Source organism: Belliella alkalica, from assembly GCF_022549785.1.
Classification (GTDB): domain Bacteria; phylum Bacteroidota; class Bacteroidia; order Cytophagales; family Cyclobacteriaceae; genus Belliella; species Belliella alkalica.
On the sequence record NZ_JAKZGO010000001.1, the window covers coordinates 84,382 to 104,191 of the forward strand.

Genomic DNA, 19,810 nt, shown 5'->3' on the forward strand with positions numbered 1-19,810 from the left:
TTTTTCGCTGGGGTTACCGAGGTGCCGATAGCATAAGGATTCTTTACATATAAAGCCGGCAGAGGTAAATAATACTACTTTGAACAAGGATATTGTAAATTTGACCATATTAAGAAATGGACAGGTACTTTATAGTATAAGGCTTGTTTTTAAATATAAGAATCGCGGTTTATGTCACGTCTTGAAAATAGTTGATACTTTTTATTGATTTTCATAAGCTATTCAATTGTCTTATCAGGAAAAAAGTACTCTTAATATATATCATCTTCAAATTGACAGAACCTCTTTTTCTAAGTTAATTTCTTTTAATTCTTTTACATTCCTGCTTTAATTTCTAAATTTAAAATTCATTCAAACTTTTTCCAAAATGACAAACACAGATCCAATGATCATTGCCAAAGCTGAAGCTTGGCTACAAAGTAATATTGATGAAAAAAGCAAGTCCGAAATACAGGCATTGCTAGCATCTCCTGACAAAACAGAATTAGTTGATTCCTTTTATCGTGACTTGGAGTTTGGTACCGGTGGATTGCGAGGTGTCATGGGTGTTGGATCCAATAGGATGAATGTCTATACCATAGCAATGGCTACTCAGGGATTGGCAAATTACCTATTAAAATGTTTTCCGGGAGAGGAAATTTCAGTAGCAATTACACATGACTGTCGAATCAATAATACGCTTTTTGCTGATACCACTGCGAATGTATTCACTGCGAACGGTATCAAAGTGAAATATTACAGGGAGATGAGGCCCACGCCTATGCTTTCTTTTGCAATTAGACATTTTGGTTGCAAAAGTGGAGTAATGGTGACAGCTTCGCATAATCCTAAAGAATACAATGGTTATAAAGCTTACTGGTCAGATGGTGGTCAAGTAGTAGCACCTCACGATGTAAATATCATCACAGAAGTTCAAAAAATAACGTCTGTAGATGATGTGAATTGGAATAAAAATGATGCTTTGATTGAATATATTGAAGCTGATTTTGATTTCATTTACCTAAATGAGGTAAAGAAAATGAGTCTTTCTCCTAATGAAATCATGTTGCAGAAAGATATGCCAATAGTATTCTCTCCTATTCATGGAGCATCAGGGAAAACTGTTCCAGCTACTTTGAAAATCTATGGATTTGAAAATATTCATATAGTCAAAGAACAAGCTGAACCAGATGGGAATTTCCCAACAGTGATTTATCCAAACCCTGAGGAAAAAGAGGCTCTAAATATGGCTATTGAACTTGGAAAGAAAGTAAATGCTGAATTGGTGTTGGCATGTGATCCTGATGGAGACCGCTATGCAGCATGTGTTCCTGATGGAGAAGGCGGTTTTGAGCTACTGAATGGAAATCAAGGTGGATCTTTAATCACATATTACCTATTGAGTAAGTGGCGAGAACACGGTCAACTCACAGGTGAACAGTTTATGGTAAATACCATCGTAACGACAGAACTAATCAATGAGATCTGTGCAGGATTTAATGTAACATGTTACAATGTACTGACGGGATTCAAAAATATAGCAGCCATCATTAAAGAACTTGAAGGAAAGAAGCAATTTATTGCCGGAGGTGAAGAAAGTTATGGTTATATGGTTGGAGATTTTGTGAGAGATAAGGATGCAAACTCAGCAGCAGCAATCTTTGCAGAATTGGTAGCTTACTACAAAACCAAAGGGCAAACAATACAAGATGTTTTGGCTGAAATATATATACAGTATGGCTTCTACAAAGAACATTTGATTTCAGTTACCAAGAAAGGAAAAGATGGAGCAGAGCAAATTCAAGCTTTGATGTCCGGTTATCGCAATGATAAACCAAGTGAAATCAATGGTGTAAAAGTAGTCAAGATCGTAGATGTAAAAGAAAGTAAGGTATATGACCTTGTGAATAATACGGAAACTGCGCTTGAGATGGACAAGTCCAATGTTATTCAATTTTATTTAGAAGATGGAAGTAAAATATCTGCGAGACCTTCGGGAACAGAACCAAAAATAAAGTATTATTTTTCGGTGAATGAAAAACTTCCAAACCGTGACGCTTATCGTACCGTAGAGGAATCTTTGGATAAAAAGATTCAAGGATTGATGACTTATTTTGGATAAAATTTCATATTGATAATTCTAGCGCAAAAATCATAAATGCGCCTTAGTCTGAAATAAACTAAGGCGCATTTTTTTTAGTTACAAAATTCAACTCCTATTAATTTTATTCTTCGTCAGATTTGTCATCTTCGGTAATTTCTCTCAATTCAACTCGAACAGCTTGTGGATATGGAACAACACCTTTACCTACTTTTTCAGCAATGTAGTAGGTTATTTGAGCACCAAATAGGAAAATCACAACTGAGTAGTATACCCAAATCAAAAGAACTACAAGTGAACCTGCAGTGCCGTAAGCTGACCCAAGGTTTGAATTCCCCATATAAATTCCGATCAAATACTTACCAAGTGCAAAAAGTAGCATGGTGACAAATGCACCGGTCCATGTGTCCTTCCAGCGTACTTTTGCATCAGGAAGGATTTTGTACATCAATGCAAACACAGCAACCAAAATACCTTGCCCTATCAAAATATGGCCTATTGATGCAAGAACAACTGCTATGGACTCTAGAAATTCACTAAAATAGCTGAATATGACGATGATCACTGCATCCAAAACCAAAGAAACTAAAAGTATAAAACCTATTGACGCAACCATCGAAAAACTTAAAAGCCTATTGATAACAAATTTCAAAAGACCTTTCTCTGGCTTAGCCTTAATATGCCAAATATGATTAATTGCATTTTGCAAACTCACAAAAACTGTTGTTGCACTAAATGCTAATATGCCAAATGCTATAAAATTTGATAGTACACCTTCACTTTGCATCGTGAAATTTGACATAATATCTGCTAATGTCGCAGCACTTTCTTTTCCAGCTAGATTTTCTACTTGTAAGATTATTTCTTCCTGAATTTCTGATTCTTGATAAAATGCTGTTCCTATATTGAGTATAATTATCAACAATGCAGGCATACTAAATATAGTATAAAATGCAGTACTAGCTGCAAAACTCATAGAGTCGCTATTTCCAAAATCTTTTACGCTATCAACAATAATTTGAAAAAAAGTCAACTTTTTTAATTTCTTAATCATTCTTTTTCTACTCATAAGTTAAAAACAATATGTTTATCTGCTTTCTTATCAGTAGCTCATTGAAATGATATTTTTTTAATCAATTTGTGTACTGATAACTAATCAACTATTAAACTGTATAAGCTACGCCTAGGCGTACAGGCATTGGGTATTTAACGATTACTGGCATGATTTCATATGAAATTTCACCTTCTGATTTCATTAATAATAATCATAAAAAACCAATTAAATATCTGAATAATATAATTGATTCAGAAATATGTAAAAAAAAGAATTTACTTCAATTTTTAAATAAATATCACAAACTAAGATCATTTATTAAACCCCGACTTAGAGTCATATTATAAATTAATTGAAAAGAAGAATTTCCTGTTTTTACATTTTAGGCTTATTTAATGATGAAACTTCTCAAAATTATTCAGGTTCCCACAAATCACTTAATGAATATGGACTTTTGGAGCCTGTGAAAAAAGTACCGTCAATAAATCTATACTGGCTTTGAATCTGCAATAATTGATCCAAATCTCCTTTTTCTAATACTAATTCACTCGCTAACAGATTTTGTCTAATTCTATCCTGATTTACTGATTTGGGAATTACTGCAATTCCTCTGTTGATAGAAAAGGCCAGTAAAACAGCCGCAGCGTTTACTCTATACTTTGAGGCTATTGAAAGGACAACATCATCCTCAAACATATTTGGCTCATCTGTTTTTTTGATTGATTTTGATCTATCACCAGAACCTAGAGGAGAATATGCGGTCATCAGGATATCATTAGCTTTGCAAAATTCTACAAGCTTATCTTGTCTAAGATATGGATGCATCTCTACCTGATTCATTTCAGGAGCAGCGCCACCTATAGCCAATACCTCTTTCAACTTAGCAATATTGAAATTTGACATCCCAATATGCTTAACAAGTCCCTCCGCCTTCAAACTTTGCATCCCCTGCCAAGTTTGACTCAAAGGGACGTCTGAGTAAGTAAAATACTGTTCTCTGTTTTCTGCAAAACCCACTCCCTTCTTAAAACTAACAGGCCAATGAATTAGATATAGATCAAGATATTCTAAATTCAGATCTGATAGACTTTTGAGTAAACCTTTCTTGACATCCTCCTTTCGGTGACAATCATTCCAAAGTTTTGAAGTAATAAATAGCTCTTCTCTTTTGACAAGACCATCTGCAAATGCTTTGGTTAGAGCTTCTCCTACTTCCTTTTCATTATTATAGATTGCTGCACAGTCGATATGTCTATAACCTGATTCTATTGCCCACAATACCGCTTGGTAAACTTCTCCAGGTTTTGATTTCCATGTCCCTAAACCTAAGACTGGTATCTCGTCACCATTTTCAAAAATCAATGTTTTCATAATTTTAACAAATCAAATTAGCTTAAATCAATTGTAATTTACACAAAATAAAGATGCCAAAGGCCAAAGTATTAACCTTTAAATTTTTCCAAATATTTTTTAAAATTATTCATCACAAATAAATGAGCCTTTGCTTGAGTGTTTATGTAAAGTATCCAAGGAAGTCTAGGCACAAATTCATGTATAGCAGAAATCATATATTTACCGCCCAGCACTTCTCTAAATTCCAACCAACCGTAGTCAAAACGCTTCACTAACCATCCGCCTGTAATGTAGAAGAGCTGACGTTTGATATCGCTTCGATCTGGTATCCATGTCAATTGCAACATAGGTTTTTCGAAGTTCAACAAATGAAAACCTATATCCCCCCTTTCATTTGCTTTGGCCTTTATCAAAAACCTGAAGAAAAAAGGAAGCCAGATTTTATACCTATTTGCAACCCAAAGTGCACTATGATGACGCGTATTTGGTAGACGCTGAATGCTTCTTACTGTGTTTTTTACTTCTTGTTTATATTTGAATTTTGGGAGGGGTGGAAGTGTGATTGTTTTATCTATTGCTATTGCAACACTTTCTTTGTAACTCAAATAGTTAATCTTTTTGATGTTAAACTCTAAATCTTTTCCTACTGTCAATGTATGCTTAAGGCTTTCAACCAGTGGATAGACAAGGGTTTTTGGACTTTTACCGAAATAACTAACCCAAAGTTTTGAAAAACCAACAGAGAATACTGGGACTGAAAAAACAAGACGTTTTAAATTCATAATCTCTGCAGTCTGTTCCATCATGGTCTTGTAGGTCAGCATCTCTGGATTTCCTATCTCATAAGATTTACCGTATACTTCTTGATTTCCAATGCAAATGTCGATAATTGTCAAGGTATCTCTCAAAGAAATCGCTTGGGTATTAGAGAGAGTCCATTTTGGGCACACCAAGACGGGTAATCTTTTTACAAGATTGTAGATCATCTGAAATGATGAACCTCCAGGACCCACTACAATACCTGCACGTAAAGCAGTCACTGGTATACCTCGTTGCCCAAGAGTCTGCTCAACCTCTAAACGGCTTCGCAAATGTTTTGACATTTCTATTTCCTCTACTTCCTTAGGTAAAATCCCTCCTAAATAGATTATTTGCTTTATACCATTAGCTTCTGCTGCTCTTGAAAAGTTATCTGCAAGGAGTAAATCAGTGTCTTCAAAACTCCCTTGATTCAGTCTCGTGGACGCACTCATGGAATGGATTAGGTAAATTGCATAATCAACATCTTTTAAAGCCTCGATAGTTGAGGTTATCGAATATAATTCCACACTTCTCCACTCGACTTCAGGGTCAGGATTTGAGACAGCTTCCCTCCTGCTCAAAGCGATGATATTGTATTTATCCTTATACTTGTTGATAAACCATCTACCAATATATCCTCCTGCTCCAGCTATTGCTATTGTCTTTTTCAATTAATGGGGGTCTTGAATGGTGAGTAACATCGCTTCTACTGCTTTCCGTCCTGAAGTCATAGCGGCATTGATTGAACCATTTAATAAATAATCTCCAGCCAAAAATATATGATCATATACTTTTGAATTGGTAAATGGCAAATTAGACTTCATATCATCTACATCGGGAAGAGCTTCTTTGATCTCGTATGTTTTTATATGCTTAAAATATTCTGAACTTATTCCCGAAAGTGCTTCCAATTCAATGCTTACCAATTTCTCTAAACTGCTCGGGTTTTCTACTTTTTTCACAACCGAAACAGACAGTAAAGCTTTTTTATTTGAACTGTAAGTTTTACTTACATCAGTCATAAATACTATGTTGTTTATCAGGAATTTATCATCAGGTATCAAGCCAATTATAGGCCTTGCCAAAAAAGATTTCTCTAAAGAAAAATACAAATTATATACAAATCTATATGGCTTCAACTGTCCCTCCATCTGTGTTAGGATTCTATCAGGTCTACTTGCTATGATTATTTTATCGGCCTGAATTATTTCTCCATTTTTCAACCATACTTGATTTCCTTCAATTTTTTCTACGACAGTATTTAGTCTCAAATCAGTCTGATTTAATTTGGATCTTAAATGCTCAGATATCATCCTCATTCCACCTTCAGGGACTGCTGCAAAACCTTCTCCAAACATTTTGAATACAAACTGAAACATCCGGGCTGACGTACTAAGCTCATTTTCCAAAAATATTCCTTTGAAAAATGGCTTGAAAAAGTTGTCAATGATTTTATCTGAAAAACCAAAACCCTTCAAATATGCCAATGTACTTATATCATTAGACTCGAAAATTTCATCTATAGACTTTTTTGAAAGCTGTTTGGTTAATTTGTAAATTTTCAATTTATCTCGAAGAGTCCCAACTGGTGAAAAAGCCATTCCCAACATGGCAGATGGTTGTCTTAGAGGATCTTGAATGGTAAATGAACTTCCCGGATTCAGTATAATAGCTCCAGAATCAAATTTTTTCAGTTTTAACTCCTCAAAGTCTAAATATCTTTTTGCCTCTGGATACGCTGTGAGAAGTACCTGAAATCCTCTATCCAATAAAAAACCATCAACTTCGTCTGTAGTAACCCTTCCTCCAACTCTATCAGTACCTTCTAGCAATATTGGACTAATACCAGATCGTTCGAGTTCATAAGCAGCAATAAGACCGGATATGCCGGCTCCAATAACAATAACTTTCATACGTTTTTAAGTGCTGTTGTTTAACAAATAGACCAATTTCAACTCAAATTGTTTCGTATTTCTAAATTAACTTTTAATTCCTACCAATTAAACACTTGTCAGGATTATCCTGTAAAAATCTTTTGTAAATCTTACTATTCATCCTACATTTCATAATAAACGCCATATTATGAAATCAAAACTTAGTTTTATTATCTTTTTTTGCCTTGTATCTCTATGCACATTTGCACAAGAAAGGTACTTCCCTACTGCTGATACATGGTTGAGAAAAGATCCGTCTGAGTTGCTTGTAGATAACGTTAAACTGAAAAATGCAATTGATTTTGCAATTAGTAGCGAAAGTCAAGCTAATAAGAATCTAAAACTGGCACATTATCAAAGTGCATTTGGTCGTGAACCTTTTGGGTTTCCAATTGGTCCAATGAAAGACAGAGGAAGTGCCAATGGCTTAGTGATTTATAAGGGTTATATTATAGCAGAATGGGGAGATCCAAGCAGGGTTGACTTAACCTTTAGTGTAGCAAAAAGTATTCTTTCTACAACTGTTGGGCTTGCTGTTGACAAAGGTTTAATTAAATCAGAAAAAGACTTGGTATTTCCTTATATGGCACCAATCATTCCATATGAGCCTTACAAAGTTTTGATGAATAAATCTGATCACCTCACTTCTGAAGATGTATTTGAGCTTTTTGATACTGAGCATAATAGAAAAATCACTTGGGAACATCTCCTGCGTCAAACTTCGGATTGGGAAGGGACACTTTGGGGTAAGCCTGATTGGGCAGATCGACCACTAGGAAACTCCTCTTCATGGCTAGATAGAGAAAGAAATGAACCTGGAACAGTTTACAAATACAATGACACGAGGGTAAATGTACTTGCACTTGCAGCGATGAATGTTTGGAGAAAACCTCTACCTATTGTATTAAAAGAACATGTAATGGATAGAATAGGTGCCTCACCAACATGGAGATGGACTGGTTATGAAAATTCTTTTGTTATTATCGATGGACAAATTATGCAGTCTGTGAGTGGTGGTTCCCATTGGGGTGGCGGTATGTTTATATCTGCCTTCGATCAAGCAAGATTTGGATATTTGACTCTGAATAAGGGAAAATGGAATGGAGAACAAATAATTTCTGAATCATGGATAGAGAAATCACTAAGCCCGACCTCAGTTCAAACAAATTATGGTTTTATGAATTATTTTTTAAATACTGACAAAAAAGAGATTCCTGAAGCACCTGAATCAGCATTTTTCCATCTTGGAGCAGGTGTTAATATGATCTATGTTGATGCAGAAAATGATCTTGTAATCGTTACAAGATGGATAGATAACAATAAAAAAGCTGAATTGGTGGAAAAAGTACTAAATGCAATTATGAAATGAATGTAAATATGAAATATGAAAAGTCTGTAATTTGAAATAAAAAATCAGAAAGCTTCTGTGTAAAACTGAAAGTTCATGAAAAAACTTTATTTGTACTTTTATTCAATATTGGTCATCGCAATCTTGACAATACTTCTTTGACTACAGAAATGGCTTTTTCAATATCAAGCTCAGTAGTCATTTTACCCAAACTGAATCTTACAGAGGCTCTTGCCAGATCAGAATCAACGCCCATGGCTGCCAATACATGTGATGGTTTTGGGGAAATACTTGTACATGCTGATCCAGAACTTACTGCGATTTCTTTATTGAGCTCTCGCAGTAGATCTTCTCCCTCTATTCCCCCAAAAGAGATATTGGTAACATGTGACAATCTCCGTGATTGACCTATGTTCAAGGATGTTTCTGGAAGCTCCAAAATGGCTTTTTCTAACTTATTTCTTAAATTTTCTAATCTGTCTGATTTGTTAAAACCATCTATTGAGGCTAGTTCAGCAGCCTTTCCCATACCTACTATTCCCGGTACATTGAGTGTGCCACTTCTAAAACCTTTTTCGTGACCACCTCCATCTATCAATGGTACTGGTTTTGGTAGTAAATTGTTGTGTCTAATAAACAATGCACCAACTCCTTTTGGTCCATAGAACTTATGTGCTGAAATAGCCATCATGTGTACACCATGTACATGAACGGGTATCTTTCCAACTGCCTGAACTGCATCTGTAAAAAAAATGATTTTATGCCTTTCTGCTATTTCTGCTATTGATTCAATTGGAAAAATAACGCCTGTTTCATTATTAGCCCACATTAAAACTATCATTCTTGTCTCAGGCTTAATGCTTGACTCCAGTTCAATTAAACTGATCTGACCATTTTTGTCAACTGGTAAAAGGGTTATTTCAGCACCTTTTTTCTCAACTGACTTCAATGTATCCAATACTGCTTTGTGCTCAGTTTGACATGAAATAATGTGCGGCCTATCATTTGAATAAAGCTCACAAATCCCTTTAATTGCAAGATTTATAGCCTCCGTGGCGCCTGAGGTAAAAATAATTTCCTTAGCTTTTGCTCCAATCAGCCTAGCAACATTTTCTCTAGCCTGCTCTACGGCATTTTCCACCATCCATCCGTAAGGGTGGCTTTTACTTGCAGCATTTCCAAAATGTTCCAAATAATAAGGCAGCATCTTATCCAGCACTTCTTTCAACACTGGAGTAGTGGAATTATAATCTAAGTAAATTGGGTAGTTCATCTAAACATTGCTTGAGCTTCTAAATCAAGTTTTTCACTTTTTTCTGTTCAGTGACATGAAACTAAACATCCAATTAGGCAGTGGTTTTTCAGCTTTCCGTTTTTTCAAATTTAGATACCAACCCCATTTTTCCATAATTGGGATTTTGTGTGTTTCTACAAACTCTATCAGGGTTCCATCCGGATCCTCACAGTAAGAAAAATGACCTGCTGCTTTTCCCATATCAAAGCTATTGCTGCTATCCACAGTAAATGGAAAACCAGCTTCTTTGCATTTTTTCTCCAATTGCTTCATTCCTGTGATATCGAAGCAAACATGGATAAAACCTAAATCTCCCCAATCCCTATCTGCGAAAATTTTCTTTGGTTCTTTATCTTTAAGTTCAAACAATTCTATTTCTGTTTTACAAAGTAGTTTACTGAAAGCTCCAACTCTATTTTCCAGTCTATTGATCAATACTCGTCTAAATTTCTCTTTTCCTCCTGACAGATGATCCAAATCTTCAAAAGTCCCTGTTTCGTCTGATCTGATAGATGTATAACCCAAAATTCCCTGATACAGTTTTAAAGCTTTGTCAATATCTCGAACACCGATAGCAACTCCGGCTACTCCCCCTGTATTATCCTGATTTAACTTGAACCAAGAATTACTTTCTATCATTTCAAAGATATTTCCATAAGGATCTTTGACATAGAAATGGGATCTACCACATGGTGATTTCACAGGTTTTGACAATACCTCTACACCTTCTTTAGCAAAGAAATCATAAGTCTTTTGAATATCCTTAGTTCTTATTTTTACTGCAAAAATACCCAAATCACCTAAGCTCAATTTAAAATCTGAGGCAACCGGCGTCTTTTTGGTGTATTGCCAGATTTCAAAGCCACCACCGCCTTGCATATTCAAAGCCAAAATGGCATAACGCTCTTGGGCTTTTCCTGAAGTGTATTTGGTCATCAAATTGGCTGTAGCTGCATCTTCAAAAACCGGCACATCCATTTTGAAAAATTTCCTGTACCAAGCCCAAGCCTCTTTTGCATTGGCTACACCAATACCCACTTGCTGTATTCCTGTGACTATAGGTAAATTCCTGTTGTTTTGACTCATATTCAAACTATCGATTACTCAACGATATTTTAACAGTTTTGTATAAATAGATTTGAGCGAATCAGGTGATTTTCTGAAAAAAAACAGAGTAAAAACCGTAAGATTAGCTATTTGAACTCTCAACCAAGAATTGGTATCGTATTTTCTAGCTGATACTATAATTCTCTTTGGTAATACTTGAAAATTATATTTTTTCTTTATTCTGCCGACAAATTCAAAATCTTCCATGATGGTAAAGTATTCGTCAAAACCACCTAAAGATTCAAAAATTTCCCTTTCAATAAATAACGTCTGATCGCCTCCTCCTGCCAATATACCATTAAATCTTGTAAACCATGCATTCATTTTTAGCAAGATTTTTTTGGAATCAAACTGATATCTGTAGCAACCTGCATTTATTCCTTTGCTAACTGCTTGAATAATATCTGTTTCAAAATCATCATGTAGACTTGTATCTGCATGGACAAAATAAAAAATTCCACCAGTGGCAAACTTTGCGCCCAAATTCATTTGAGCAGCCCTGCTTTTTTTTGGAGATTCAATGACCTTTGCCCCTAAGGTTTTTGAAATCAAAACGGATTTGTCAGTACTGCCAGCATCTACAACGATTATTTCCAGATCTCCTTTTGACTTTTTAAAAATTGATGGGACCAGCTTTCTTAAATTTTCTTCCTCATTATAAATAGGAATGATAATACTGATTTTCACTTTCTCTTAATTTGTTTAGCAATTATCATAACTTTTCTCGGTACCCAAATTCATGAAACTCATTTAATTCTTAAAAACGGATTTGTAATATCATATCAATGCTTTCAAATTTCTAATTTGATAAGCATACTGAAAGATCCGAATAACTAAAGTTTACTTTCTTTTGATCACATAATTCTTTATTGGGCTTTCCATTACCGCCTTTTCGAATTTTCCATTGACGTAATAAAACTTATTTTTATTGCCATTCACATTGACCTCATAATGATCCTTCATTTTAGTGATGGTAGATGGTAGACCATAATTTTCAGCCATAAAAAGCTTATGTTTTGTAGGTTCTTCGAAATACAACATGGCTGAACTATAATGAAGTGGATGATTGACAACGGTATCCTTTTCATATTTATAACTATTCGCTTCTATGACATACTTATCGTCAATCCATTGAATGTCTGAGGCAAAATCACCTTTGTTAGATTTGGTTTTAGCCTTTGCTTTCATTAATTGGGTTCCTTTGAAATGGGAATTGATAGAATAATCAACATTAACCTTTCCGAAAAACCAAAATCCTACTTCGCTGCTAATGTCATAAAAGGTTTCTTCTCCTTTTACTGTCTTTATAGCTTCCATTTCTCCAATAGAAAATCCTGCTACCGTAACATCAAATTTTATTTTTTCTTGGGCAATCGCTAAATGTGAAGTTACAAATAGCAGGACGATCAGAATAAGTTTATTTTTCTTCATAGGAATAAATAAGCAAAAGTTAAGCCTACAATTTCCTAATTTTTAGTTCAACAACAACCCCCTCCATCATAAAAATATGTTGAATCAGAAATATAAATATCTGATCTCCCAAGATTTTTGATAGCTTGAGCTGTTTTGTCACACACAGAGAGTGGTTGGTTTTGCATCAGTACATGACCTTTTTTATCATCGAAATACTCTTCAGAACCATAGTAAATTGCTGCTTTACCAGTAAATATACAAGGGCCATCAGCTGGCATTGGATCTTTGATTGCACATACTTCTACACTTTCGAGGAAAATCATCTCTGCTGTATCATAATGCCCAGGATCCAAAACTCTATATGGTCTTTTGGCTCTGATCTCAACAGTTCCAAAACCTGCATTTGTGATCATTTCTAAGTACTCCTTCAATGAAAGTGATCCGCTGAGGCACAATGCTCTCAATCTATCATCATTTCTCAATGATTCTGGCATAGGCTGCTCTGTCACAGGATCACTTAAGACTAATCTTCCGTGAGGTTTCAAAACTCTATACATTTCCTTTAGAGCGAGTGCTAAATCTTCTTTGGTAAAAATATTGAAAAGACAATTTTGAGCGGCTACATCTATGCTTGCATCTTCAATAGGTAATGCTAAAGCTGATCCTTTTCTTATCGAAACAAAAGATTTGTCAAACCAATCATTCTCTTTTTCTGCTACTTCCAAATTGTCTTTGCAAGCTTGGATCATTTCATCAACTACATCGACTCCAATAACCCCATCTTTTTTTCTGGAAAAATAAGAGAATTGAAGAACCTCCATACCGCCTCCTACACCTACATACAAGATATTGGGATCATTGACTAAATCCCTGAAATGAACAGTGCTTCCACAACCATAATTCATTTCTTGCATGATCTTTGGAATCTTCAATCCTGGAAATTGCCAGATTGGTGTAGTGGTACAACATAAACCTACATCGGGTTTGAGTGCTGCATCTCTATAAACGTCAACAGTTGCATCTAAATAGTTACTCATAAAGTTTGTGAAGTTAAATTTTTGAATCTTTCCCAATCTCTCTCATTATCGATGTCAGATAACTCATCAAGAAGTGAGAAACTTAGGTTTTTTTGCTGCAATCTTTCTATAGAATCATCCATCACTTTGGAATGACTCCAAGTCATATTGTCAAACAAAATTGGAGTAGGTTGATTCATCCCTAAAAGATAGTAGCCTCCATCCAATGCCGGACCAAATACAACATTTGCTGCACCTAGTTCAATGTATGCTTTATTAATTAATGCCGAGGAAATCTCTGGACAATCAGTTCCGATTATCAATGCCTTATCATAACCTTTGACAAACATTTCCTCGAATGCGTTTTTCATCTTTGAACCTAAGTCAAGACCATTTTGAACCCGAAAATGCACATCATCTACAAATATTTCATCTAACTTATTTTCAAGGTAATCGCTGAAATAAATATAGGTATCAATACCATTCAATTCATTGATCATTTTGTACGTATGCTGAAGCAATTGCAGATATACATCTAAAGCTTGATGATCACCAATGGTTGCTGCAAGTCTCGTTTTCACTTTACCCAAAACAGGATTTTTCTGAAAAACAATAAGCGCTAATTTATTCTCAGCCATCTTTAAGCAGTAGCTCCTCCGCAGCTAGATCCAGCTCCTGCCGTACAGCCAAAGCAATGTTGTTTCAAAATGATTTCTCTTTCAACCAAGGCTTTTTGACTCCATTCAGATATATGTTGGCTTGCAGGTGCATCTACTTTCAATTCTAGCATTTGATTGAAATCACAATCGTATAGGAATCCATCCCAACCTACCGAAATGGTATTTCTGCACATTACATTCGCTGCTGCTACAGGATTGTATGCTTCCAATAACTTCTCCATGTAGTTATCAAAATTCTCAGATCTTAGTAAATACTCCAAGAATCGACTAATTGGAAGGTTTGTAATGGTAAAAAGTGAATTGAATTCAATATCATAACCATTTTTCAAGCGTTTTTTAAATTCATTTTCCAAACCACTTTGCTCAGCAGGTAGAAAGGCACCAGAGGGATTATAAACCAAATTCAATTTCAATTCAGAGTCTTCTTTTCCGTAACCGACATCATTGAGCATTTTTAATGCTTTGATAGATTTTTCAAATACCCCATCCCCTCTTTGGGAATCAGTTTTTGTTGCTGTGAAATAGGGTAAAGAAGAAACAACTTCTAGTCTGTGTTTCTTATAAAAATCAGGCAAATCATGATACTTTGGATTAGCAAGAATGATCGTGAGGTTGCATCTAACTATGATATCGATACTTTCACTGATTTTCCTGATTTCTTCTATAAACCACCTAAAATCCGGATTCATCTCTGGAGCTCCCCCTGTTAAGTCTACAGTTTTGATAGTACCGTTTTTTATCACATTCAGACACTGATTCATTGTTTCTTTTGTCATGATTTCTTTACGATCAGGACCAGCGTCTACATGGCAATGTTTGCAAACTTGATTGCACATTTTGCCCATGTTTATCTGTAAGATATCAATTTGGGTAGGTTTTAGGGGGAAAAGATCAGATTCAGCTAATTTATCTTCAAATTTTACACCCTTTACAGGTGCGTCTAAAACTTCTAATTCGTAAGCAATTTTTGAAAGTGGGTGTTGTTGTGCTTTGAGTGACTTCATTGGTTTAGTTTATGGTGTTAAGATTACATGGAGATCTCTTTTACCTTGTTCATCATTTGTGTGCTGTGTACTAAGGATGCACCGCCTCTAATGGCAGCAGCCACATGAACAGCTTCCATCATTTGTTCTTCATCGCATCCTTTTTCCATAGTATCTACAGTGTATGCATCTATACAATATGGACATTGGATCGCATGTGCTACGGCGAGCGCAATTAATGATTTTTCCCTAGCGGTCAAAGCACCTTCTTTGAATACTTCTCCGTAATATTCAAAAAATTTGTCAGCCATTGGCTTTTGGAACTCTCCAATTTTTCCAAAATTCTTTAAGTCGTCGGGATTGTAGTAAGTTTTCATTTTTTTTAAGTTTATTGATATACGTATTAATAGTTTGAGGCAGATTTATGTTCAAACTTAATTTCTGAAATTAAAGATAATTCTTTAAAAAATTAGAACATTTCAAGATTCAATTGGCAGTTTACCAAATAGTATGTTTAATTTTCGTTAATGTGATTTTGATTTTCTCTTTTATTGATCAAATTGGGTTTTAATTCATAAATTTCGGTTATTCATAAATTTTAATAATCCTAAAGATTAATATGCAGATTTACTCAATTATTACAGGATCTGGTAAATATATTCCTGATATCGTAGTTAAAAATGAGGAATTTTTCAATCACCACTTCATCAATGAAAATGGCGTAACGCTCTCAAAACCTGTCCCTGATGTTGTTAACAAATTCCAAGAAATAACAGATATAAAAGAAAGAAGATATCTCAGTCCAGAATACAACACTTCAGATATGGCTTTCTTTGCTGCAGAAAAAGCAATAGAATCTGCACGAATAGATCCTGAAACATTGGACTATATAATTGTAGCCCATAATTTTGGGGATATCCTACATAATAATATCAAATCGGATATGGTTCCTACTTTGGCATCAAGGGTAAAACACTTGCTGAAGATAGCTAACCCTAATTGTGTAGCTTATGATTTACCTTTTGGATGTCCTGGTTGGGTTCAAGGTGTCATTCAAGCTAATTATTATATCAAATCGGGTGATGCCAAAACAATATTGGTGATTGGCTCAGAAAACCTTTCTAGAATAGCAGATCCTCACGATGTCGATAGTATGATCTATTCAGATGGTGCTGGAGCTGTAATCCTTCAAGCAAAAGAATCAAATTCTCCAGTTGGAGTATTGTGTCATAAGACTAGAACTGACACATTGAATGAAGCCCATTTCCTTAAAATGGATATTTCATACAATCCAGATTTTGGTAATGATTCCCTATTTATGAAAATGAATGGTAGAAAATTGTATGAATATGCATTGAATACTGTTCCCTCGTTGATTAAAGAAACTATCGAAAAGTCAGGTGTTCCATTGCTTGACATCAAAAAAGTACTTATTCATCAGGCCAATGCAAAAATGGATGAAGCAATCATTCAGAGAACTTTTAAATTGTTTGAAGTAGAACTTGCTGATTCTTCCCAAATTATGCCAATGACCATTTCTAAGTTGGGGAATAATTCAGTAGCAACTGTTCCTATTCTTTATGATAAAATAATGAAGGGTGAATTGGATGGGCATGAAATCAAGTCCGGTGATCATCTTGTTTTTGCTTCCGTTGGGGCGGGGATGAATGTTAATGCTTTTGTTTATTTGGTTCCTTAAGAAAAAATACCAATTGGATTTTCTGAAAAATTTGAATTCAAATGTAATTTTCCAATTTGTTTACCATTTCTTTCAAGATTGCAACATTAAATGTTTAAAAAAGCCTTTTAATTATAATTCAAGAAGATTTCAGAGTTAAAACTACTTCGCCACTAAAAGTTGCTTGAACAACGGTTTTATTTAACCGATGAATGAAGTCTGTTTACGTTTCTTCACAAGATGGTTGATTACTTTATTAGTGACAAAAAAGCTGATTTTGACCTAATTCATACAAAAATCTCCCCGACCAAATATGTAATTGCTTTTCCACCAATCTTTACTCTATCTCCTATAAGTTCGCAGGTCAATTTTCCCAATCTTTTCGATAGTTGAACCGCATTCAATTGGTTTTTTTTTAGCTTACCTGCCCACAGAGGAGTTAAGCTTGTATGGGCTGAACCTGTAACGGGGTCTTCATCCACTCCTACCCTCGGGCCGAACCATCGTGAAACAAAATCAACTTTTACTCCTGGCGCTGTAATGATGAAACCACGTGTATCTACTTTTGCCAATTCAAACAAATCAAATTCCATTTCTAAGATGTGCTCTTCCTTCTCGTACACCAAAATATAATCACTTCCACCTTTCCACATTTCAATTGGTGCAATACTAAAACCAGCCGAAATCTTTTTTGAAACTTCTATTTGGTGAATTGTATCTTTTGGAAAATCTAAAGTCAAAAGCCCATCAGAACCTCTTTCAACTTCAAGAACTCCAGATCTTGGTGAATAGAAACTTATCACATCATCTTCAAAACCTTCGTGGCTAAAAATCACATGTGCAGCTGCAAGTGTGGCATGCCCACAAAGATCTACTTCTACTGCAGGAGTAAACCATCGGATTAGGTATTTATCCTTTTCCTTAATGATATATGCAGTCTCAGAAAGATTATTCTCAGCAGCAATTTTTTGCATCAAATCATCAGGTAGCCATCTCTCCACAGGAATTATAGCAGCAGGATTTCCTCCAAAAACATAATTGGCGAAAGCATCAACTTGGTAAATTTTTAATTTCATAACATTCTAGATTTTCTATTACTTATTCTATTAACCTAGCGTCAAGATCCATATTCTGATGAAGTATCCTAATCACTTTGATCAAATTTTTACTCGGAACAATCTCATTGAAAATAAAGTGTGATTTTACACGAGTTCGTAAAATCGCCTTTCCATATATAGCCGAAATCTTTTCCAGATTTTGGATTTTCAGAGATAAATTCTATTTCCTCTAATAGCAAGTTATAATTTCGATTATTAAGCAAGCTTTTTCATTTTCTCTCCTATCGCTTGTGCGATTGCAGAACCTACCATCAGCTGCAAAGCATGATAAATCATCAATGGCAACAATATCACCCCAAAAATAATGGGATCGGGAAACATCACTCGGCCCATCACAGCGCCTTGAACCAATGATTTTTTGCTTCCACAAAAAAGCACTGTAATTCTGTCTGGATCACTGAATTTCAATGCTTTTGAAATGAGATGCATCAGAACCATCATCCCCAAAAAGAAAAGAAGCATCAAGAAACCAAGATAAACCAATTCACTCGCTGTCTTTCCTTCAAACATTCTTTCTTCAAACGATTCTGCAAATGCTGAGAAAACAATCAATAAAATAATGAACTGATCGAAATTCTTCAAAGCTTTAGAATATTTCACAACATATACATTCAAATACTTATGAAGTAATAGCCCAAGTATCAATGGCAAGAGAACCTGAATTCCCAATTTGATAAATGTATCAAGTAATTCAAAATCAACAGGTGATTCGGGCAACATCAATTCCATCCAAACTGGAGTAATGAATATTCCTACAATACTCGATATACTTGCATTGAAGATGGCTGCAGGCAAGTTTCCACCAGCCAAAGAGACCATCACTACAGATGAAGAAACTGTGGAAGGCAATGCTGCTAAATAAAAAGTACCTAACCACAAATAGGAATTTTCTTCACCCCAAATGGCATATAAAATCAAAATCACCAATGGAAAAATCAAAAATGTGGTACTTTGAACTACCAAATGAAGTTTCCAGTTCGAAAGTTCGGCTATTAGCTTTTTTGGATTTAGTTTGACTCCATAAAAAAAGAAAATCAATGTAATACCAATTCCTGTGATCATATCCAGAGGAATAGGACTCGCATCGGTACCCCATTCAGGAAATGCTTTCGCTAAGAAAATCACACCTATTAATAAAAAAAAGAAAGTATTGAGGCCAACCTTTTTCAAGGTGCTGAATATTTTTGACATCTCTGAATTATGATTTTAGAATCTTTTGAAATTATCGCAAATAATGGCAGTAGCAATTGCCACATTAAGGGATTCTGCTAATCCAAATCTAGGAATAGTGATTTTATGGTTTACAAGTGAACCTATTCTTTCTGAAATTCCATTCGATTCATTTCCCATCAAAATCACTGCTGCAGTTGGTAATTTTGCTTTATAAATATTCTCACCTTCCAAAAAAGCTCCAAAAACAGGAAGTTTTGACTTTTCTAAAAATCCGTAAAGATCTGTGTACAAAATATTTACTCTAGAAAAGCTTCCCATACTTGAATTCAATACTTTTGGATTGTAACAATCGGCAGATTCTTCTGAGCAAATGATATTCTTAATACCGTACCAGTCTGCAATCCGAATAATTGTACCCAAATTACCCGGATCCCTCACATCATCGAGTGCCAAAACCAAACTCTGTTCCAAATCACTTGGTATAGCATTTTGCTTGATTTTCGCTACAGCCAAGGCACTGTCATTGGTCTGAAAAGATCCAGCTGATTCCAACACCTTTTGGGTTACCAAATATGCTTCTCCTTTGAATCCTAAAACTAGTTGCGGATTTTCCTCTTCAAATTTTTCGGTATATAATAAATGGGTGACATGAAAATCTGAGTCCAATAACTCCGTTACATTTTTGCTACCTTCCACAAAAAAAGCATTTTCTTGTTTACGGAATTTTTTCTGTTGCAAGGATTTAATAAACTTAAGCGTATTTTTGCTCAACATTCGG

At 35.1% G+C, this 19,810-nt stretch carries 18 protein-coding genes; 3 read left to right on the forward strand and 15 right to left on the reverse strand.

From position 1 onward, the window contains the following. Window positions 1-367: 367 nt before the first annotated feature. Entirely contained in the window at window positions 368-2,101 is a 1,734-nt protein-coding gene (locus MM213_RS00390; RefSeq protein WP_241409288.1) for a phospho-sugar mutase, read from the forward strand. A 103-nt stretch (window positions 2,102-2,204) separates the two neighbouring features. On the opposite strand, the gene MM213_RS00395 is transcribed toward MM213_RS00390, so the two are convergent. The 4 genes from MM213_RS00395 to MM213_RS00410 all read right to left on the reverse strand — a co-directional run bounded on the left by MM213_RS00395 (window position 2,205) and on the right by MM213_RS00410 (window position 7,201). Continuing rightward, complete coding sequence (locus MM213_RS00395) at window positions 2,205-3,134, reverse strand: YihY/virulence factor BrkB family protein (RefSeq protein ID WP_241409783.1); 930 nt, start codon at window positions 3,132-3,134, stop codon at window positions 2,205-2,207. 414 nt (window positions 3,135-3,548) lie between these two features. Further along, window positions 3,549-4,505: an aldo/keto reductase gene (locus tag MM213_RS00400; protein WP_241409290.1), complete on the reverse strand. Its 957-nt coding sequence runs from the start codon at window positions 4,503-4,505 to the stop codon at window positions 3,549-3,551. A gap of 71 nt (window positions 4,506-4,576) precedes the next feature. Then, a complete protein-coding gene (locus MM213_RS00405; RefSeq protein WP_241409292.1) occupies window positions 4,577-5,959 on the reverse strand; it encodes an NmrA family NAD(P)-binding protein in 1,383 nt (460 codons plus the stop codon). Beyond that, window positions 5,960-7,201, reverse strand: coding sequence for a protoporphyrinogen/coproporphyrinogen oxidase (locus MM213_RS00410; RefSeq protein WP_241409293.1), 1,242 nt, complete (start codon window positions 7,199-7,201; stop codon window positions 5,960-5,962). A 169-nt stretch (window positions 7,202-7,370) separates the two neighbouring features. Here MM213_RS00410 and MM213_RS00415 point away from each other — a divergent pair, with 169 nt between their 5' ends. Continuing rightward, a complete protein-coding gene (locus MM213_RS00415; protein WP_241409294.1) occupies window positions 7,371-8,591 on the forward strand; it encodes a serine hydrolase domain-containing protein in 1,221 nt (406 codons plus the stop codon). Window positions 8,592-8,703: 112 nt separating this feature from the next. On the opposite strand, the gene MM213_RS00420 is transcribed toward MM213_RS00415, so the two are convergent. From MM213_RS00420 to MM213_RS00455, 8 genes are all read right to left on the reverse strand, one after another. After that, on the reverse strand, window positions 8,704-9,843 hold the full coding sequence (locus MM213_RS00420; RefSeq protein ID WP_241409295.1) for a cysteine desulfurase family protein: 1,140 nt from the start codon (window positions 9,841-9,843) through the stop codon (window positions 8,704-8,706). Between the two features lie 33 nt (window positions 9,844-9,876). Continuing rightward, complete coding sequence (locus MM213_RS00425; RefSeq protein WP_241409297.1) at window positions 9,877-10,950, reverse strand: VOC family protein; 1,074 nt, start codon at window positions 10,948-10,950, stop codon at window positions 9,877-9,879. A gap of 18 nt (window positions 10,951-10,968) precedes the next feature. Then, complete coding sequence (locus tag MM213_RS00430) at window positions 10,969-11,658, reverse strand: TIGR04283 family arsenosugar biosynthesis glycosyltransferase (protein WP_241409298.1); 690 nt, start codon at window positions 11,656-11,658, stop codon at window positions 10,969-10,971. Window positions 11,659-11,811: 153 nt separating this feature from the next. Continuing rightward, the gene (locus tag MM213_RS00435; protein WP_241409299.1) at window positions 11,812-12,402 is read right to left on the reverse strand and encodes a DUF6134 family protein; all 591 of its coding nucleotides are present in this window, start codon (window positions 12,400-12,402) and stop codon (window positions 11,812-11,814) included. A gap of 47 nt (window positions 12,403-12,449) precedes the next feature. Continuing rightward, on the reverse strand, window positions 12,450-13,421 hold the full coding sequence (gene arsM / locus MM213_RS00440) for an arsenosugar biosynthesis arsenite methyltransferase ArsM (protein ID WP_241409301.1): 972 nt from the start codon (window positions 13,419-13,421) through the stop codon (window positions 12,450-12,452). After that, on the reverse strand, window positions 13,418-14,038 hold the full coding sequence (locus MM213_RS00445) for a TIGR04282 family arsenosugar biosynthesis glycosyltransferase (RefSeq protein ID WP_241409304.1): 621 nt from the start codon (window positions 14,036-14,038) through the stop codon (window positions 13,418-13,420). The genes arsM and MM213_RS00445 overlap by 4 nt, the downstream gene beginning before the upstream one ends. A gap of 2 nt (window positions 14,039-14,040) precedes the next feature. Beyond that, window positions 14,041-15,084: an arsenosugar biosynthesis radical SAM (seleno)protein ArsS gene (arsS, locus tag MM213_RS00450; protein WP_241409308.1), complete on the reverse strand. Its 1,044-nt coding sequence runs from the start codon at window positions 15,082-15,084 to the stop codon at window positions 14,041-14,043. A 23-nt stretch (window positions 15,085-15,107) separates the two neighbouring features. Beyond that, complete coding sequence (locus MM213_RS00455) at window positions 15,108-15,440, reverse strand: arsenosugar biosynthesis-associated peroxidase-like protein (protein WP_241273374.1); 333 nt, start codon at window positions 15,438-15,440, stop codon at window positions 15,108-15,110. A 242-nt stretch (window positions 15,441-15,682) separates the two neighbouring features. Between MM213_RS00455 and MM213_RS00460 the strand changes: the two genes are divergently transcribed. Next, entirely contained in the window at window positions 15,683-16,762 is a 1,080-nt protein-coding gene (locus MM213_RS00460; protein ID WP_241409310.1) for a 3-oxoacyl-ACP synthase III family protein, read from the forward strand. Between the two features lie 266 nt (window positions 16,763-17,028). Here the strand turns inward: MM213_RS00460 and MM213_RS00465 are convergent, their stop codons facing one another. The 3 genes from MM213_RS00465 to MM213_RS00475 all read right to left on the reverse strand — a co-directional run bounded on the left by MM213_RS00465 (window position 17,029) and on the right by MM213_RS00475 (window position 19,806). Continuing rightward, window positions 17,029-17,817 (reverse strand): PhzF family phenazine biosynthesis protein, encoded by a 789-nt coding sequence (locus MM213_RS00465; RefSeq protein ID WP_241409311.1) that lies wholly within the window; start codon window positions 17,815-17,817, stop codon window positions 17,029-17,031. Between the two features lie 237 nt (window positions 17,818-18,054). After that, window positions 18,055-19,050 carry a bile acid:sodium symporter family protein gene (locus MM213_RS00470; protein ID WP_241409312.1) on the reverse strand — a complete coding sequence of 332 codons (996 nt, stop codon included), beginning with the start codon at window positions 19,048-19,050 and terminating at the stop codon, window positions 18,055-18,057. Window positions 19,051-19,065: 15 nt separating this feature from the next. Continuing rightward, complete coding sequence (locus MM213_RS00475) at window positions 19,066-19,806, reverse strand: TrmH family RNA methyltransferase (protein ID WP_241409314.1); 741 nt, start codon at window positions 19,804-19,806, stop codon at window positions 19,066-19,068. Between the last annotated feature and the right edge of the window lie 4 nt (window positions 19,807-19,810).

What these genes read in the sequence shown, in the direction of transcription:
- MM213_RS00390 (WP_241409288.1), top strand. Translation starts at nt 368, where the DNA reads ATGACAAACACAGATCCAATGATCATTGCCAAAGCTGAAGCTTGGCTA.
- MM213_RS00395 (WP_241409783.1), bottom strand. Translation starts at nt 3,134, where the DNA reads ATGATTAAGAAATTAAAAAAGTTGACTTTTTTTCAAATTATTGTTGAT.
- MM213_RS00400 (WP_241409290.1), bottom strand. Translation starts at nt 4,505, where the DNA reads ATGAAAACATTGATTTTTGAAAATGGTGACGAGATACCAGTCTTAGGT.
- MM213_RS00410 (WP_241409293.1), bottom strand. Translation starts at nt 7,201, where the DNA reads ATGAAAGTTATTGTTATTGGAGCCGGCATATCCGGTCTTATTGCTGCT.
- MM213_RS00415 (WP_241409294.1), top strand. Translation starts at nt 7,371, where the DNA reads ATGAAATCAAAACTTAGTTTTATTATCTTTTTTTGCCTTGTATCTCTA.
- MM213_RS00420 (WP_241409295.1), bottom strand. Translation starts at nt 9,843, where the DNA reads ATGAACTACCCAATTTACTTAGATTATAATTCCACTACTCCAGTGTTG.
- MM213_RS00425 (WP_241409297.1), bottom strand. Translation starts at nt 10,950, where the DNA reads ATGAGTCAAAACAACAGGAATTTACCTATAGTCACAGGAATACAGCAA.
- MM213_RS00435 (WP_241409299.1), bottom strand. Translation starts at nt 12,402, where the DNA reads ATGAAGAAAAATAAACTTATTCTGATCGTCCTGCTATTTGTAACTTCA.
- arsM (WP_241409301.1), bottom strand. Translation starts at nt 13,421, where the DNA reads ATGAGTAACTATTTAGATGCAACTGTTGACGTTTATAGAGATGCAGCA.
- MM213_RS00445 (WP_241409304.1), bottom strand. Translation starts at nt 14,038, where the DNA reads ATGGCTGAGAATAAATTAGCGCTTATTGTTTTTCAGAAAAATCCTGTT.
- arsS (WP_241409308.1), bottom strand. Translation starts at nt 15,084, where the DNA reads ATGAAGTCACTCAAAGCACAACAACACCCACTTTCAAAAATTGCTTAC.
- MM213_RS00455 (WP_241273374.1), bottom strand. Translation starts at nt 15,440, where the DNA reads ATGAAAACTTACTACAATCCCGACGACTTAAAGAATTTTGGAAAAATT.
- MM213_RS00460 (WP_241409310.1), top strand. Translation starts at nt 15,683, where the DNA reads ATGCAGATTTACTCAATTATTACAGGATCTGGTAAATATATTCCTGAT.
- MM213_RS00465 (WP_241409311.1), bottom strand. Translation starts at nt 17,817, where the DNA reads ATGAAATTAAAAATTTACCAAGTTGATGCTTTCGCCAATTATGTTTTT.
- MM213_RS00470 (WP_241409312.1), bottom strand. Translation starts at nt 19,050, where the DNA reads ATGTCAAAAATATTCAGCACCTTGAAAAAGGTTGGCCTCAATACTTTC.
- MM213_RS00475 (WP_241409314.1), bottom strand. Translation starts at nt 19,806, where the DNA reads ATGTTGAGCAAAAATACGCTTAAGTTTATTAAATCCTTGCAACAGAAA.